The following is a 16,505-nucleotide window of genomic DNA, read 5'->3' as shown; positions in this document are numbered from 1 at the left end:
TCCCCATGACCGGTTCCGTGTCCCCGTCCGAACGAGTCCCGGTCGGCGTCGACCCGACCAGGGCCAGTATCGCGCGTGTCTACGACGCCTTCCTCGGTGGCAAGGACAACTACGAGATCGACCGCGAGGTCTTCCGTGGTGTCCAGAAGGCCGCGCCCGAAGCGCAGGACCTCGCCGTCGAGAACCGGAACTTCCTCATCAGGGCGTGCCGCTTCCTCGCGATCCAGACCGACATCGAGCAGTACCTCGACTGCGGCTCCGGGTTGCCGACCGCGGAGAACATCCACCAGGTCGTCCAGCGCATCAAGCCGAGGGCCAAGGTCGTCTACCTCGACAACGACCCGGTGGTGCTCGCGCACAGCAGGGCGCTGCTGGAGGAGAACGACAACACGCACTTCGCCTCGGCCGACATCTTCGAGCCGAAGGAGGTGCTGACCAACCAGGTGGTGCGTAAGCACATCGACTTCACGGAGCCGATCGCCTTCCTCCAGCTCGGGACGCTGCACCACTTCGAGGGGCCTGCCAAGGAGCCGGCCGCGATCATGAAGGAGTACCTCGAGGTCCTCCCTTCGGGCTCCTTCGTCGCGATCAGTCACTTCCTTGATCCGGAGGACGAGCACAGCCCGGTCGCCAGGAAGATGGAGGAGGTCTTCCGGCACAGCCCGATGGGGTCGGGCACCTTCCGGACCATGTCCGAGATCGAGGAGCTCTTCGACGGGCTCGAGATGATCACGCCTGGCGTGGTCCGGTGCGCGGACTGGTGGCCGGAGGGGCCGCGGATCAAGCCGCTGAACCAGGTGCAGTACTGCATCGCGGGCGGCGTCGCGCGCAAGCCGTAGCGACAGGTGTCAGAGGCGCACGATCGGCAGCCAGTGGGAGACGTCGGCGCGCGTACCGGAGGCGGAGATCCTGCCGTCGGCCAGCGCGTCGCTCCACTGTAGACGGCCGGTGGCGAGCTCCAGCCACGTTCGCGGGTCGGTCTCGACGACGTTCGGCGGGGTGCCGCGCGTGTGCCGCGGCCCCGCGACGCACTGGACGGCGGCGAACGGAGGAACCCGGACCTCGACACTGCGGCCCGGCGCGACGGCCGCGAGCGTCCGCAGGCTCAGGCGCACCGCGGCGGCCAGATCAGCCCGCGCTGGCTGGTCGCCGGAGCCCGTCAACCAGTCGGACACCGTCGCGATCGCGGCTCGTAACTCACCGGGATCGACCGAACGCGAACTGGACATGCCTCAACAGTAGAGTGATGACCGATTTCGAACAGCAGCACGGCAGGAACGTGGGGGTTGCACATGGCGCAACGCGATGACGCAGACCGGCTGGTTCCCAACGAGCCCACGGTGAATCGGAAACCGAAGATCACGCGGGAGATGCGCGCCAACGCGCGGGCCAACCCGAACAGCTGGCTCTACGTGATCGACGAGGCCTTCGACCCCAACGGCAAGGTGCCGTCCTGGGCCGTCGTGGGCGCCTACCCGGTCAACGCGGGTGGCGATGTGGTTGAGGACTTCCACCCCAACGACCGGTACCGGCCCTCGCCGAAGGCGCTCGGCTACCCCGAGCCCGCCAACGAGCTCGAGCGGCTGCTGCAGCTGGTCCGAACGCGACACCGCCCGGCCGAGGACCTACCTCCGGTCATCCTCGACTCCACGCTGTTCGTCTACGCGATCTCGCCCGTGCAGCGAACCGTGATCGGCTTCCACAACACCGACGGCAGGGTGATGGTTCCCGCCTACACGACCAAGTCGCTCGTGCCCGCGGAGTGGCCGCACGCGCGCGCGGTGAAGGGCAGGGACATCATCGAGCTGCTCGGGGGCCACTCGCTGGTGATCAACCCGCACGACGTCGTCACCGCCGTGGTGCCGTCGGCACACCTCGAGCAGGCCCTCACCCAGGAGGACTGAGTCCACTCTGGCGGGTGACACCCGGTTCGCGCGGCACGCCTTGTCGAGGCATGGTGACGCCGGAACGGGGAGTCGCACGAAGGGTGGGTGTCAGGTGAAGCGTCGCAGTTCTCTCATGTGCCGCAGTGCTCTTGCGGGTTTCGGAGTCGCGGTGTTCGCGGCGAGCACGCTGACCTACGGGGGCTCGGCCGCACAGGCCGAGGAGTTCGTCAAGCCCGACTACCGGGGCGCCGAGCAACGGCACGCGGGTTCGCAGATCGCACTGCACGAGGGCGTGACGGGGTCGCCATCCCAGGACGCGTACCTGTCGACGGCGAAGGCCACGGTGCTCGGCCACGACGTCAGCGGCTGGCAGGGCGACGTGGACTGGCCCGCCGCGGCAGCGGACGGGGCCAAGTTCGTCTACGTCAAGGCCACCGAGGGCACGGGGTTCACGAGCGACCACTTCGCCCAGCAGTACAACGGCTCGCACAAGGCCGGGCTGATCCGTGGTGCATACCATTTCGGCAGGCCCGACATCTCCAAGGGAGCGGCGCAGGCCCACTACTTCGTGGACAACGGCGGCGGCTGGACCAAGGACGGCAAGACGCTGCCCGGCGCGCTCGACCTGGAGTACAACCCGTACGGCGAGTCCTGCTACGACCGCAAGCCGTCGGTGATCGTCGCGTGGATCAGGGACTTCTCCAACGCCTACAAGTCCCGCACCGGGCGCACGCCGATGATCTACACGTCCACGAGCTGGTGGAAGAAGTGCACGGGCAACAGCACGGCGTTCGGCAAGACCAATCCACTCTGGCTGGCTCGCTACGCGCCGGAGATCGGGGAGCTCCCCGCCGGCTGGGACTTCCAGAGCATCTGGCAGTTCTCCGACGCGGGCAGGCTTCCCGGCGACCAGAACTTTTTCAACGGCAAGCCGGGACAGCTCACCGCGTTGGCCGCCGGATGAGCGCGAACGTGACTCTCGCCATCACCCTCGGCCCCTTAATTCACCCGTGAATCACCCACTTGTAGCGGGTATTTCATGCCACCTAGTGACAAAGCAGGCATCCTGCGATAACAATCAACGCCCGGGCGACTACCTGCAACGAGTCGCCCGACGCGAGGGCAAATTGTTAATCGTGAAGGGATGTTTCGCATGTCCGCACGAAGAATCTGGCGGCGGGTAAGCACAGCCGCCGCTGTCGGCTCGGTCGGCGCGCTCCTGCTCAGCGCGCTGACCCCGGCCGGCGCCGCTCAGGCGGAACGCCGAGCCGTACCGAACCGGGTCGACGGCATGCCGGTGCAGGAATACGTCGAGAAATTCGACCATCCGATGGGCTCCCAGATCGCCGAGGTCGAGGGAGACCGTTCCACACCGGACAGCAAGCGGGCGGCCCTGCGCCCGCAGGGAATCGACGTCGACGGCGCTCCTGCTCAGGCGACCGTTCCCGGCATGGACGTCAGCGGTCACCAACAGAACGTGGACTGGAACCACTGGTGGGGCCAGGGCAAGCGGTTCACGTTCGTCAAGGCCACCGAGGGCACGGGCTACAAGAACCCGTACTTCGCGCAGCAGTACAACGGCTCGTACGACATCGGCATGATCCGTGGTGCGTACCACTTCGCACTCCCGGACCGCGCGTCCGGCGCGGCGCAGGCCAACTACTTCGTGGACGGCGGTGGCGGCTGGTCAGGGGACGGCAAGACCCTGCCCGGCGCGCTGGACATGGAGTACAACCCGTACGGGGCCGCCTGCTATGGCCTGAACCAGGCGCAGATGGCGGCGTGGATTCGCGACTTCCACGACACCTACCACTCGCGCACCGGCCGCTGGCCCGTGATCTACACGTCCACGAGCTGGTGGAACCAATGCGTCGGGACCGCGCAGAGCTTCGGTGACACGGTGCCGCTGTGGGTCGCGCGGTACTCGGACTCGGTCGGCGCGCTGCCGAACGGCTGGGGCTTCCACACGTTCTGGCAGTACACCTCCAGCCCGATCGACCAGAACTCGTTCAACGGCGCCTACGACCGACTGCAGGCGCTGGCCACCGGCTGAGCCGGGGGGCCACAACCGATTTGTCCACAAGGCTCCCGATTCGACCCCGAATCGGGAGCCTTGTGGTGTGCCGGGTAGGACTAGCAGGCACAATGCGCTCTGATCGACGCAGGCGCTGGGGGAACCACACCTTCCGGAAGCGCGTCCGATGACGGGAGCGCACCACTGGGGGCGCAGCAGCGACGGAGGGTTTGGCCCATGACGTATCCACCTCAGCCCGGGCAGCCGTACGGTCAACAGCCCGATCCCTACGGGCAGGGCGGTTACCAGCAGCAGGGCGGCTACCCGCAGACCGGCGGCTACCCCCAGCAGGGCGGCTACCCGCAGTCGGGCGCGTACCCCCAGCAGGGCTATCCGCAGCCGGGCGACCCGTACGGCCAGGGCGCCTACCAGCAGCAGGGCTACCAGCAGTACGGCTACCCGGGCGGCGGCGGATACGGCCCGCAGCCCCCGAAGAAGAAGACCGGCCTGTGGGTGGGGCTCTCGGCGGCCGCCGTCGTGGTGGTCGCGTTCGTGGTCACGGCGTTCGTCGCACCGGGCTTCCTGCTCAGCGACGACGAGAACAACAACGCCGGTGGTGACGGCAAGGACGGCGGCGCCCGCGCCTTCGCCGAGAAGATCATCGCCGGGATCAACAACAAGGACAGCGCCGGGCTGTCGGGCATGAAGTGCGCCGACGCCGAGGGCGACATCGACGAGATCATCGGCTACGTCAACCAGGTCGACAGCGCCAAGCTCGACAACGTGACCGAGAACGGCAACACGGCCACCGCCACGGCGACGATCACGATCTCGGGCGAGGCCGTTCCCTCCAGCGCCGAGCTGGCCAAGAACGGCGACAAGTGGTGCTGGGCCAGCGTGTCGACGGACTCCAGCGGCTCGCCGGACTCCACTGACTCGTCCTCGACCGAGTCCGCCGACGCGTCCGCGTCCGAGTCCGGGTCCACCGAGATGCCCGGTGTGCCGAACACCGCCGATGCCGACCCGGTGATCGCCGAGTTCATCGACGCGCTGAACAACGGCGACGCCGCGGCCGCGCAGGCGACGATGTGCGACGACTCGATGAGCCTCAACGAGTCCGACATCGAGAGGGCCACGAAGGGCGACACCAACCTCGAGGTCGGCAAGGCCGAGGGTTCGTACTACGTCGAGGCGCCGCTCACCGGCACCATCGACGGCGAGCAGATCGACGGTTCGGTCAACGCCGAGAACTTCGACGGCGCGGGCTGGTGCGTCAGCCTGATCTTCCTGTAGCTCGCGGTTTTCGCAGAGGCCGGCTCCCATCCGGGGCCGGCCTTTGTCGTGTCCTGGCTCATCTCGTGTAGCGGGTGCCCGCGTCGCGGGACCGCATGATCAGCGCCGCGACGTAGTAGGTGCAGGGCTCGGCGCTGCGGTTGGCGTACTCGAGCGTGACGTCGGCGGCCAGGTAGATCGAGTCGCCCGCGCCGAGATCGACCACGCGTTCGCCGTCGATGGTGAGTTCGACTGAACCGGACTCGACGAAGATGTACTCGTGGGAGCCCGGCGCATAGGCCGGATAGGTGCCGGGCTCGCAGCCGGGCGGCAGGGTCGAACGGATCCATTCGAAGTTCACGCCCGCGACCACCGGGGTGAGGATGGTGCGTTGCCAGCCACCCGGCTCGTCGACCACGTCCTGCTCGGCGGCCCTGCGCACGAGGATCCGGTCGGCGTCGGGTTCGGCCAGTAGCCCCGCGAGCCGCACGCCGAGCCCATCCGCGATGCGGTCGAGCACCACCACCGTCGGCGCCTTGTCGCCGCGCTCGACCGAGGACAGCATGCTCACGCTCACCCCGGACTGGCCCGCGAGTTCCTGCAGGGTCAGGCCCCGGTCCCGCCGGAGTCCCTGAATCCGCTGGCCGAGCACACTGAGATCCATATACACTATAGTAGTGACCGGTTCTTCTATAGTGAAATCCAGGGTGCTCCGCGACGCGTCGACGGCCGACCTGCCCGCGATCGCCGAGATCTACGCCCACTACGTGCGCGACAGCGTCGCCACCTTCGAGTTCGACGCGCCCGACGCCGCCGAGTGGCAGCGCCGCTTCACCGCGATCACCGAGGCGGGCCTGCCGTTCCTGGTCGCCGAGTCCGATGGCCGCGTGGCCGGCTACGCCTACTGCGGACCGTGGAAGACACGGCCTGCCTACCGGCACACCGTCGAGGACTCGATCTACCTCGCACCGTGGGCGCTGGGCCGCGGACTGGGCGGCGCGCTGCTGGACGAGCTGCTCGACCGCTGCACCCGCTCGGGACTTCGCGAGGTCATCGCCGTGATCACCGACTCCGGCGACGAATCCTCGGCCGAGCTGCACCGCAGGCGCGGGTTCGCCGAGGTGGGCAGGCTGCGGCAGGTCGGCGACAAGCACGGGCGCCTGCTCGACACCGTCCTGTTCCAGCGGAGCCTGCCCCAGCCGGAGTGATCCGGGCGATCTTGCCCACCGGCGTCGCAAGATCGCCTAGATTCCTTGGCATGAAACGGCTCCGCTCCGCGTTCCGGTCCCCGCTGTTCGGCACCATCGCGGCGGCAGTGGCGCTCGTGCTCGGCATCAGCCTCTGGCTGCTGACCGACAGCAGGACCAGCAGCAGCGACGCGTTGCGCACGGGCGGACTGGCGGGCGCCTCGGTGATCGCGTTGTACGCGCTGTGGCTCAACGACCGGCGCCGCAAGGTCGAGGAGGCCCGCCAGGACATCGAACGACGCCGCCACGACCTGGAGACCAGCCGGATCTCCGACGAACGGTTCGCCCGCTCGGTGGAACTGCTCGGCAACGAGGCCGACCAGGTGCGGGTGGGCGCGATGCACGCGCTCGCGGGACTCGCGCGCAGCAGGCCGGGCTTCACCCAGACCGTGCTCGACGTGCTCTGCGCCTACCTGCGCAGGCCGTTCAGCCACCCCCGGTTCGAGAAGAAGCCAGGTGCCGAGGACCCCGAGGCCGAACGCGAACTGCAGGTACGCCTCACCGCGCAGCGACTGGTCTTCGACCTGCTGCCCCGCACCGAGCAGAGCGGCGCACCCGCGTACGACCTCGACCTCACCGGCGCCGCGCTGGAGTACCTCGACCTGTCCGGCCGCCGGATGGGCTCGGTGATCCTGCGCTACGCCTACCTGCACAGCAGCACCAACCTCAGCGACTGCGTGTTCACCGGACCCGCCTGGTTCACCGCGACGACGACCGGCGCGGGCAGGCTCGCGGGCCGCTTCCGCTGTACCGGTACCCGGTTCGAGGAGCGCGCGTGGTTCAGCGGCACGAGGTTCAACTCGCTGGCCGACTTCACCGGCACGACGTTTCTCGGCGAGGCGAACTTCAAGGACGCCGTCTTCCACGGCGAGACCAGGTTCGGGCAGACGTCGTTCGGCTCGGAGCTGGTGCTGCGCGACGCCAGGTTCGACAGCCACGTCGACCCGCCGGAGGGCTGGGTCGCCGACGAACTACGAGACGGAATGACCGTTTTGTCCCGCGAGGAACCCGCAGCTGGCTAGACTCCGCACCATGACGCACGGCCACCCACAGCAACCCGGCGGTTATCCACAGAATCCGGGAGGTTATCCACAGAGTGGGTACGGCCCGCAGCCGCCGCGCAAGAGCAAAGCCGGAGTCGTGGTGGCCGTGGTGGGTCTGGTCGCGGCGGTGTCGATACTGGGGATCACCGGGTTCGTCGCCCCCGGCTTCCTCCTCGGCGACGACGAGAGCGGCAGCAGCGCCGCAGCGGCGACGTCGGAGCGGCAGGTCGCACCCTCGACCACCTCGGCGAGGACGAACGGCTCCTCCAGCGGCACCGCCGACGACGAGGGAACCCGCACGATCCGCGACTTCGTGCACTCGCTCAACGCCGGCGACGCCGACTACGCGGCCGGGCTGTTCTGCCCGGAGGTGCGGGACGGCGAGGAACAGGTCGAGGAGATCCTCGCCCGGGGCCTAGCCTTCGAGGCCGACTATCTCGTCGACGACGACCCGGCACTGGCGGGCGCGCGGGTCACCGGGACCGGCGGCGTCACCGCCAGCGGGCTGATCACGGCGACCCGCGAGAACAACGGCTCGACGTTCTGCATCAGCACCGTCGGCATCGACTACCGCTGACCCGCGCGACTCAGCCGAACAGCGCGGGCAGCGTTCCCTCCCAGGCGGTGCGGAGCTCGTCGAGGCCGAACGTCGCGATGTCCTGGATCTCGAGCGAACCCGACTCGGGGTCGACCACACCGGCCCTGCGCCACGGCAGGCCGCGCGCGCCGCACATCTCCGTGAACCGCAGCTCCTCGCTGCGCGGCACGGCCACCAGCACGCGGCCAGCCGACTCGGAGAACAGCTGCACGAACGGGTCCTGGTCGTCGGCGAGGATCGCGCGCGCCCCGCACTGTCCGATGAGGACCATCTCGACGAACGCCTGTGCGAGGCCACCGTCGGAGAGGTCGTGGGCCGCCGAGATCATGCCGTCGCGCGAACCGGCGACCAGGATCTCGGCAAGCAGCCGCTCGCGCTCGAGGTCGACCTTCGGCGGCAGGCCGCCGAGGTGCTGGTGGATCACGTGCGCCCAGGCCGAGCCGCCGAACTCGTCGTGGGTGTCACCGAGCAGCAGCAGCGACTCGCCCGCCTCGTTGCCGATGCCGGTGGGGATGCGGCGCGTGACGTCGTCGACAACGCCGAGCACACCGACCACCGGGGTGGGCAGGATCGCGGTCTCGCCGGTCTGGTTGTAGAAGCTGACGTTGCCGCCGGTAACCGGCACGCCCAGCTGCGCGCAGCCGTCGGCGAGACCGTGCACGGCCCGCTCGAACTGCCACATCACGCCGGGGTCGCGCGGGGAGCCGAAGTTGAGGCAGTTGGTGACCGCCATCGGCTGCGCGCCGCTGGTGGCCACGTTGCGGTAGGCCTCGGCCAGCGCGAGCTGCGTGCCCGCGTACGGGTCGAGGTAGACGAAGCGGCTGTTGCAGTCGGTGGCGACGGCGACGCCCCGGCCGGTGGACTCGTCGATGCGGATCACGCCCGAGTCAGAGGGCTGGGCGAGCACCGTGTTGCCGCGCACGTAGCGGTCGTACTGCTGCGTGACCCATTCCTTCGAAGCCAGGTTCGGCGAGGCGATGAGCGTCAGCAGCGTCTCGCGCAGTTCGTCCGGAGTGGACGGACGGGCGAGCGAGTCGGGGGTGTTCGCCTGCACGGTGTCCTGCGCGGCGGGACGCGCGTACGGGCGGTCGTACACCGGGCCCTGGTGGGCGACAGTGCGCGGCGGCACGTCGACCACGGTCTCGCCGCCCCAGGTGATGACCAGGTGCTCGCCGTCGGTGACCTCACCGATCTCGGTGGCGATCACGTCCCACTTCGCGCACACGGCCATGAAAGCGTCCACATCGGACGGCGACACCACGGCGCACATCCGCTCCTGCGACTCGCTGGAGAGGATCTCGGCAGCCGTCATGCCCTTGGCGCGCAACGGAACCTGGTCCAGGTCGATGTGCATGCCGCCGTCGCCAGCCGCGGCCAGCTCGGAGGTGGCGCAGGACAGCCCGGCACCGCCGAGGTCCTGGATGCCGACCACGAGCTTCTTCGCGAACAGCTCGAGGCAGCACTCGATGAGCACCTTCTCGGTGAACGGGTCGCCCACCTGGACGCTCGGCAGCTTCTTGCGGCCGCCGGCCGTCTCGTCACCCGAGAACGTGTCGCTCGCGAGCACGGACACGCCGCCGATGCCGTCGAGGCCGGTGCGCGCGCCGAACAGGATGATCTTGTTGCCCGTGCCGGAGGCGTGCGCGAGGTGCAGGTCCTCGACGCGCATGGCGCCCACGCACAGCGCGTTGACGAGCGGGTTGCCCGCGTAGCTCTCGTCGAAGACCACCTCGCCGCCGATGTTGGGCAGGCCGAGGCAGTTGCCGTACCCGGCGACGCCCGCCACCACACCCGGCAGCACCCTGCGGGTGTCCGGCGCGTCGGCGGGGCCGAAGCGCAGCGGGTCGGCGACCGCGAGCGGGCGCGCACCCATCGCGAGGATGTCGCGGACGATTCCGCCGACACCGGTCGCCGCGCCCTGATAGGGCTCCACATAGGACGGGTGGTTGTGGCTCTCCACCTTGAACGTGACGGCCCAGCCGTCGCCGATGTCGACCACACCCGCGTTCTCGCCGATGCCGGCGAGCATCTTCTCGCGCATCTCCGGCGTGGTGGTCTTGCCGAAGTAGGAGAGGTGCTTCTTCGACGACTTGTACGAGCAGTGCTCGCTCCACATCACCGAGTACATGGCCAGCTCGGCCTCGGTGGGCCTGCGGCCGAGGATCTCCTTGATGCGCGCGTACTCGTCGTCGGCGAGGCCGAGTTCGACGTAGGGCTGCGGCAGATCCGGGGTCTGCTCGGCGCGTGCGGTGCTGTCGATGGCGGGCGTTTCGACGTGAGGTGAGACCACGCCGACAGGCTACCCGGCGAAATTCGGTCGCCATCGTCGCAGGTCGTTCGTAACGTTGAGCGACGTGTCCGCAACGCCCTACCCGGCTCCGGAGCTCCGGCTCCCCGAGCGGGTCACACCCGGATCGCTGCTGCGCGCGATCCTCGCGAGCCGCCCGTGGCTGGCGCTGGCCGCCATGGTGTTCGGCGCGCTGTGGCTGGTGCCCGGCGCGCTGCTGCCGCTCGTGATCGGGGCGGCGATCGACTCGGGAATCGCGGGCGGTGACACCACGGCCCTGCTCTGGCTCGCGGCGCTGGTTGCCGGAATCGGTGTGGCGCAGGCGATCTTCGGCGGGGTGCTCGACTTCCTCGGCGCGGGCATGTGGATGCACGGAGCATCGGCGACCCAGCGGGTCGTTGGCACGCACACCGCGCGGCTCGGCTCCTCGCTGCGGGAGCAGGCGAGTTCGGGCGAGGTGCTGGCCGTGACGTCGGCCGACATCGACAAGGTCGGCTTCGCCCTCGAGGTGATCGGCCGCGTCGTCGGCTCGATCGTGGCGTTCCTCACGGTCGGCATCGTGCTGCTGACGTACTCGCCACTGCTCGGCTCGGTCGCGCTCGTGGGCGTCCCGTTCGCCGTGGCGGGCATCGGCCCGCTGATCGGGCCGCTGGAACGCAGGCTCGACACCCAGCGCGAGGAGCTGTCGGCAGTGAACGCGCTCGGCTCCGACATCGTGTCCGGCCTGCGGATCCTGCGCGGCGTCGGCGGAGAGCGACAGTTCCTCGGCCGGTTCCGCCACGCCAGCCAGCGGGTGCGCCGCACCGGCGTCGCCGTGGCGCGCAGCGAGTCGTGGCTGACCGCCGCCGAGGTGCTGCTGCCGGGTCTGGTCACCGTGGTCATCACGTGGCTGGGCGCGCGGCTGGCCGTCGCGGGCACGATCACGGTCGGCGAGCTCGTGGCGTTCTACGGCGCCGCGGCGTTCCTGGTGATCCCGGTGAGCACGACCACGGAGAGCACGGGTGTGTGGGCTTCGGCGTGGGTCTCGGCGCGCAAGGCCTGCCGCATCCTCAACCTGCGGCCGCTGCTGGACGAGCCGGACTCGCCGGTGCGACTGCCGGACGGTCCGCTCGAACCGCACGACGTCGAGTCCGGGATCACCGCCGTCGCGGGCAAGCTCACCGTCGTGGACGCGGGTCCGCGCGCGGAGGCGATGGCCTCGCGGCTGGCGCGGTTCACCGACGACGGGCCGACCGCGCTGCTCTCCGGGGTGCCCGTGGACCGGGTCGCGCTGGCAGACCTGCGCGAGCGCGTGGTGTTCGCCCACAACCAGGACCTGTGGTTCTCGGGTCCGCTCGGCGACGAGGTCGCCCCGGACCGGCCCGGCGAGGTCTCGGTCGCCACCGCGCTGTGGGCGGCCGACGCCGACGACATCGTGGCCGCGCTGCCCGACGGACTCGCCGAGCGCATCGGCGAGCGCGGCCGGGAGGTCTCCGGTGGCCAGCGGCAGCGACTGAGTTTGGCCAGGGCACTGGCCAAGGACGCCGACGTGCTGATCCTCGACGAGCCGACCTCGGCCGTCGACGCGCACACCGAGGCGCGGATCAGCGAGCGCGTGGCGAGGCTGCGCGAAGGCAGAACGACCGTCGTGTTCAGCCAGAGTCCGCTCTGGACGGCGGTCGCGGACGAGGTGGTGACGAGGTGCAGGTGAGACTTCCCCTCGCCACGCGCGAGGACGCGCGGGGCTGGGCGCGCACGACGTTTCGCGACAACCGCGCCGCGTTCCTGACGGTGATCGCGCTGTTCGGCGTCGCCGCGGTCGCCGGGCTGGCCGGGCCGCAGCTGCTCGGCTACCTGGTGGACGAGGTGAGCCGTGGTTCCGACACCGTCGGCATCGACCTGCTCGCGCTCGCGTTCGTGGCGATCCTGCTGGTGCAGGCCGCGCTCAAGCGGGCGGCACGCGTGCGAGCGGGCGTGCTCGGCGAACGGGTGCTGGCGAAGACCCGCGAGGACTTCGTGGCAGCGTCGCTGCGCCTGCCGTTGGGCACGGTCGAGGCCGCGGGCACCGGCGACCTGCTGAGCAGGGCGACCTCCGACGTCGAGCGCATCGACAACGCCACCCGCAACGCGGCGCCGGAGATCACGATCGCCGCCATCACGGTGCTGCTCACCGTCGCGGCCATGATCGTCACCTCGCCGCTGCTGGCGCTCGGCCTGCTGGTGTCGCTGCCGGTGATCTACTTCCCGACCCGGAGGTACTGGCGCCGCTCGCCCAGAACGATCGAGCGGATGCTGGCCGCATGGTCAGGTGTGCAGTCCGGCACCCACGAGACCGTCGAGGGCGCGCGCACGGCCGAGGCGCTCGGGCTGATCGGCCGCCGCGTCCGGCACGGCGAGCGGGCGCTGCAGGGCGCGCTCACCGGGGAGCGGGACCTGCGTCGGCTGCAGGTGCGCTGGGTGCCCTTCCTCGAGCTCTCGCACGCGCTGCCGATCGCGGCGATGCTGCTGCTCGGCGCGTGGGCGTACTCGCAGGACCTCGTGGCGCTGGGCACGATCACCACGATGGTGCTCTACGTCCAGGCGCTCGCGTCGCCGATGGACGAGCTGCTGTGGTGGGTCGAGGACTTCGCCGTCGCGGGCACCGCGCTGCGCAGGGTGCTCGGCGTGCGGACGCCGCCCGCCGAACGGACCGGTGGCCCGCCGCGCGGGCGCGACATCGAGCTCGCCGGCGTGCGGTTCTCCTACGACACCGGACGCGAGGTGCTGCACGGCATCGACCTGAACATCCCGACGGGAGAGCGGCTCGCGGTGGTGGGCCCCTCCGGGGCGGGCAAGTCGACGCTCGGCAGGCTGCTGGCCGGTGTCGCGGGGCCGACCGGCGGGTCGGTGACGGTCGGCGGGGTCGAGGTGTCGACCCTGCCCGACGACGTGCTGCGCGGCGAGGTGCTGTTGCTGACGCAGGAACAGCACGTGTTCAGCGGCACGCTGCGCGAGAACCTGTCGCTGCCCGAGAGCGACGGGTGGACCGACGCGCAGCTGCTCGACGCGCTCGCCTCGGCGGGAGCGCTGGAGTGGGCGCGCGGGCTGCCCGAGGGCTTGGACACCGAGCTCGGCACCGGCGCACAGGCGGTGCCCGCGGCGATGGCGCAGCAGCTCGCGCTGGCGCGCGTGGTGCTCGCCGACCCGCACACCCTGGTGCTCGACGAGGCGACGTCGCTGCTGGACACGTCGTCGGCGAGGGAGCTGGAACGCACCCTCGCCAATGTGCTCGCCGGGCGCACGGTGATCGCCATCGCCCACCGGCTACACACCGCGGCGGCGGCCGACCGCGTGGCGGTGGTGGAGGACGGGCGCATCACCGAGCTCGGCAGCCACGCCTCGCTGCTGGCCGAGGGCGGCTCCTACGCCCGGCTGGTGCACGCATCGCGCGCGGAGTGAGGGTCAGCCGAGGTCGTCGAGCACCACGGGCGCGAGCCCGAGCGCGGTCGTCATCCCGATGCCGGAGGTGACGGCCACGACGCGCACGCCTGGCGCGGGCGTCTCGACGAGGAACGGCTCCGGAGCCGACGCGTAGACCCCGCGCCAGCGTTCGCGCACGGTGAGCGAGCCGACGCCGAGCAGGCGCGCGGTCTCGGCCAGCACGAGCTCGTCGCGTTCCTCGGCCACGTACGGGTTGAGGGTCCGCTGGTGGTCGTGGGTGTCGCCGATGGTCAGGTCGCCGCCGGGGAGCTGCGTGAACATCAGGTTCAGACCCGCGGCGAGCAGGTCCGGGTGCCGCCGCTCGACGCGCGCCCTGACCTCCGCGAGGCTCGGGCACGCCGCGAACCCGGCGTAGCGCAGCATCGACAGCCCGGTGAGCACGGCGGGGCCGACCTCGCGCCCGTGCGGGTCGGCCACGCGCAGCATCGACAGCGAGCAACGGCGCACCTTTCTGCGCTCGGCCAGCTCGGGGAAGTGCCGGTCGACGTCGTGTCCGACGGCCACCACGACGTTGCCCGCGCGCAGCGTGCCCCTGCTGGTGGCGACCTCGCCCGGCTCGATGACGTGCGCGGTGGTGGCCCAGTGGAACGTCACGCCGCGCGCGGCGAGCAACGTCGCGATGGCGTGCACGGCCTCGCGCGGGTTCACGCGGACGTCGAGCGGCAGCACCGCGCCACCGACCACGCCGTCACCGACGGGCGCCTTGCGCGCGACGTCGGCAGCGTCGAGCAGTCGAACCTGCTCGCCCCGCAGCTCGGCGAACTCGGCGAGCACGGCGAACTCGTCGTCGGCGCGGGCGACCACGAGGGTGCCGTCCTCGCCGAGCCAGAATCCGGCGTCGCGAGCGAGCCGCGCCCATTCCCGCCGCGCCGCCAGCGCGTAGCCGAGTGCCTCGCCGTCCTGCGCGGTGACGCAGCCGTGGCCGAAGTTGCGCACGGAGGCCCCGGTCGCCCACTCGTCACGCTCCACCACCGCGACCGAGAGGCCGCGCTCGACGGCGGCGTGGGCGTGGGAGAGGCCGACGATCCCGGCGCCGATCACGACGACGTCGACGGAACCCAGTACGGAACTTGTCATGACAAGCAAGCTCATCGGTTCATTTGCCCGACGTCAAGGCTCAACGGAGGAACGTTCTGTGCTGTTCATCGCGCTGTCACGGTTGACCAGAGCTGTATAGTCAAGTGTCGTGGACGGACCCCTGCACGAGCGCATCGCCGCGGATCTGCGCCGCCGGATCTCCACCGGCGAGCTCCCCGTCGGCACACCCGTTCCCTCCGAGTCGCAGCTCACCGCACAGTGGAACGCCTCGCGCGGGCCGGTGCGACAGGCGCTGACGGCGTTGCGGGCCGAGGGCATGATCGGCGGCGGCAGGGGCAAGCCGCCGGTAGTGCGTCGACAGGCACTGAGCCAGCCGTTCGAGACGTTCCTGTCGTTCTCCCGCTGGGTGCGCGACCTGGGCCGGACACCGGGGCAGCGCACCCTCGAGATCGCCCGCAGGCCCGCGACCGCCGAGCTCGCCGACGAGCTGGACCTCGACGAGGGCGCCCCTGTGGTGCAGGTGCTGCGGCTGCGGCTCATCGACGAGACGCCGACGATGCTCGAGCGCACGACGTTCGTGGAGCCGGTCGGCAGGTTGTTGTTCGACCACGACTGCGACTCCGGTTCGATCTACGCCTACCTGGCCGCGCGCGGAGTGGACCTGAGCACCGCGCGCCACCTGATGGACGCCGTGGCGGCCGACGCCACCGACAGCGAACTGCTCGGCGTCGACGTGGGCGCGCCGCTGCTGCGCGAACGCCGCAGAGCCTGCGGAGCCGACGGCGGGCCCGTCGAGTACTCCGACGACCGGTACCGGCCCGACCTGGTCAGCTTCGCCGTCGAGAACTCACAGCGTGCGCAGCCCGCGCTCGCCAGGAACTGGAGGTCTGCTTCGTGATCGAGCTCGCCGTACTGGACATCGCGGGCACCACCGTGGAGGAACACGGCGCCGTCTACGCCGCACTGGAACAGGCCGCGACCGCCGCGGGCGGAACACCGACGGCAGCCGACGTCCGGCGGTGGATGGGCGCGGGCAAGCGCGAGGCCATCACGGGGCTCGTCACCGAGACCACCGGGCGCGCGCCCACCGCGGAGGTGGTGGAGCAGGGCCTGACCGACTTCCGCGCGAGGCTCGCCGACGCCTACGCCGCGACCCCTCCGACGCCGCTGCCCGGAGTGCCCGAGGCGATCACCGCCCTGCGGGGAGCGGGAGTGCGGGTGGCGCTGACGACCGGGTTCGACCGGCAGGTGGTGAGCGGGCTGCTCGAAACCCTCGGCTGGGACGACTCCGTGGTGGACGCCGTGGTGTCGGTCGACGACGTGTCGGCTGGCAGGCCGGCGCCGTACCTGATCTTTCGAGCGATGGAACGCACCGGCGTGCGCGACGTTCGCTCGGTGCTCACCGCGGGCGACACGACGAGGGACCTCGAAGCGGGCAGCAACGCGGGCGCCGGATACGTCGTGGGAGTGCTGACCGGCGGCCACTCGGCGACCGACCTGGGCGCGGCGCGCCACACCCACATGCTGCCGAGCGTGGCCGCGATCCCCGCCCTGCTGGGAATCTGACGACCGGCCCCGACTCCGGACGCGAGTCGACCCCAGATACGACAAAGGCCACCCCGCCCGCGCGACGCGGGTGAGGTGGCCTTCGAGGAAGCCGG

General features: G+C 70.6%; 16 protein-coding genes. 12 read left to right on the top strand and 4 right to left on the bottom strand.

All coding sequences use genetic code 11. The features are described from left to right. Nucleotides 1-5 precede the first annotated feature (5 nt). Complete coding sequence (locus tag JHE00_RS10815) at nt 6-839, top strand: SAM-dependent methyltransferase (protein WP_200317492.1); 834 nt, start codon at nt 6-8, stop codon at nt 837-839. A gap of 9 nt (nt 840-848) precedes the next feature. On the opposite strand, the gene JHE00_RS10810 is transcribed toward JHE00_RS10815, so the two are convergent. After that, nucleotides 849-1,229 (bottom strand): sterol carrier family protein, encoded by a 381-nt coding sequence (locus tag JHE00_RS10810; protein WP_200317490.1) that lies wholly within the window; start codon nt 1,227-1,229, stop codon nt 849-851. Between the two features lie 63 nt (nt 1,230-1,292). Here JHE00_RS10810 and JHE00_RS10805 point away from each other — a divergent pair, with 63 nt between their 5' ends. The 4 genes from JHE00_RS10805 (at nt 1,293) to JHE00_RS10790 (ending at nt 5,193) form a co-directional block, all read left to right on the top strand. Then, complete coding sequence (locus JHE00_RS10805; protein WP_200317488.1) at nt 1,293-1,904, top strand: type VII secretion system-associated protein; 612 nt, start codon at nt 1,293-1,295, stop codon at nt 1,902-1,904. Nucleotides 1,905-2,019: 115 nt separating this feature from the next. Then, a complete protein-coding gene (locus tag JHE00_RS10800; protein WP_200317486.1) occupies nt 2,020-2,850 on the top strand; it encodes a lysozyme in 831 nt (276 codons plus the stop codon). Between the two features lie 189 nt (nt 2,851-3,039). Then, complete coding sequence (locus tag JHE00_RS10795; protein WP_200317484.1) at nt 3,040-3,939, top strand: lysozyme; 900 nt, start codon at nt 3,040-3,042, stop codon at nt 3,937-3,939. 198 nt (nt 3,940-4,137) lie between these two features. Beyond that, nucleotides 4,138-5,193: a hypothetical protein gene (locus JHE00_RS10790; protein ID WP_200317482.1), complete on the top strand. Its 1,056-nt coding sequence runs from the start codon at nt 4,138-4,140 to the stop codon at nt 5,191-5,193. A gap of 58 nt (nt 5,194-5,251) precedes the next feature. Here JHE00_RS10790 and JHE00_RS10785 read toward each other — a convergent pair whose 3' ends face one another. Then, nucleotides 5,252-5,836, bottom strand: coding sequence for a helix-turn-helix domain-containing protein (locus tag JHE00_RS10785; RefSeq protein WP_200317480.1), 585 nt, complete (start codon nt 5,834-5,836; stop codon nt 5,252-5,254). Nucleotides 5,837-5,849: 13 nt separating this feature from the next. On the opposite strand from JHE00_RS10785, the gene JHE00_RS10780 reads away from it, so the two are divergent. Genes JHE00_RS10780 through JHE00_RS10770 form a run of 3 tightly spaced genes read left to right on the top strand, consistent with a single transcriptional unit; the run spans nt 5,850 to nt 8,039 of the window. Continuing rightward, nucleotides 5,850-6,380, top strand: a complete 531-nt coding sequence (locus JHE00_RS10780) for a GNAT family N-acetyltransferase (protein WP_307831888.1) — start codon at nt 5,850-5,852, stop codon at nt 6,378-6,380. Nucleotides 6,381-6,430: 50 nt separating this feature from the next. Continuing rightward, nucleotides 6,431-7,441, top strand: coding sequence for a pentapeptide repeat-containing protein (locus tag JHE00_RS10775; RefSeq protein ID WP_200317476.1), 1,011 nt, complete (start codon nt 6,431-6,433; stop codon nt 7,439-7,441). Between the two features lie 10 nt (nt 7,442-7,451). Continuing rightward, on the top strand, nt 7,452-8,039 hold the full coding sequence (locus JHE00_RS10770; protein WP_200317474.1) for a hypothetical protein: 588 nt from the start codon (nt 7,452-7,454) through the stop codon (nt 8,037-8,039). A gap of 10 nt (nt 8,040-8,049) precedes the next feature. Here the strand turns inward: JHE00_RS10770 and purL are convergent, their stop codons facing one another. Further along, on the bottom strand, nt 8,050-10,350 hold the full coding sequence (purL, locus tag JHE00_RS10765) for a phosphoribosylformylglycinamidine synthase subunit PurL (protein ID WP_200317472.1): 2,301 nt from the start codon (nt 10,348-10,350) through the stop codon (nt 8,050-8,052). A 64-nt stretch (nt 10,351-10,414) separates the two neighbouring features. On the opposite strand from purL, the gene JHE00_RS10760 reads away from it, so the two are divergent. Together JHE00_RS10760 and JHE00_RS10755 are read left to right on the top strand one after the other, a co-directional pair. Next, nucleotides 10,415-12,037, top strand: coding sequence for an ABC transporter transmembrane domain-containing protein (locus tag JHE00_RS10760; RefSeq protein ID WP_307831887.1), 1,623 nt, complete (start codon nt 10,415-10,417; stop codon nt 12,035-12,037). After that, nucleotides 12,028-13,764, top strand: a complete 1,737-nt coding sequence (locus JHE00_RS10755) for an ABC transporter ATP-binding protein (protein ID WP_200317469.1) — start codon at nt 12,028-12,030, stop codon at nt 13,762-13,764. The genes JHE00_RS10760 and JHE00_RS10755 overlap by 10 nt, the downstream gene beginning before the upstream one ends. A 3-nt stretch (nt 13,765-13,767) precedes the next feature. Here the strand turns inward: JHE00_RS10755 and JHE00_RS10750 are convergent, their stop codons facing one another. Further along, nucleotides 13,768-14,883: a TIGR03364 family FAD-dependent oxidoreductase gene (locus JHE00_RS10750; RefSeq protein WP_200317467.1), complete on the bottom strand. Its 1,116-nt coding sequence runs from the start codon at nt 14,881-14,883 to the stop codon at nt 13,768-13,770. Between the two features lie 109 nt (nt 14,884-14,992). On the opposite strand from JHE00_RS10750, the gene JHE00_RS10745 reads away from it, so the two are divergent. Together JHE00_RS10745 and JHE00_RS10740 are read left to right on the top strand one after the other, a co-directional pair. Then, complete coding sequence (locus JHE00_RS10745) at nt 14,993-15,742, top strand: GntR family transcriptional regulator (protein ID WP_200317465.1); 750 nt, start codon at nt 14,993-14,995, stop codon at nt 15,740-15,742. Next, nucleotides 15,739-16,410: a phosphonatase-like hydrolase gene (locus JHE00_RS10740; RefSeq protein ID WP_200317463.1), complete on the top strand. Its 672-nt coding sequence runs from the start codon at nt 15,739-15,741 to the stop codon at nt 16,408-16,410. Before JHE00_RS10745 ends, JHE00_RS10740 begins: the two co-directional genes overlap by 4 nt. Nucleotides 16,411-16,505: the final 95 nt, after the last annotated feature.

Source organism: Prauserella cavernicola (assembly GCF_016595675.1).
GTDB lineage: Bacteria > Actinomycetota > Actinomycetes > Mycobacteriales > Pseudonocardiaceae > Prauserella_A > Prauserella_A cavernicola.
The sequence above is the reverse complement of the archived record's forward strand: the minus strand, read 5'-3'. Positions and strand labels throughout refer to the sequence as shown.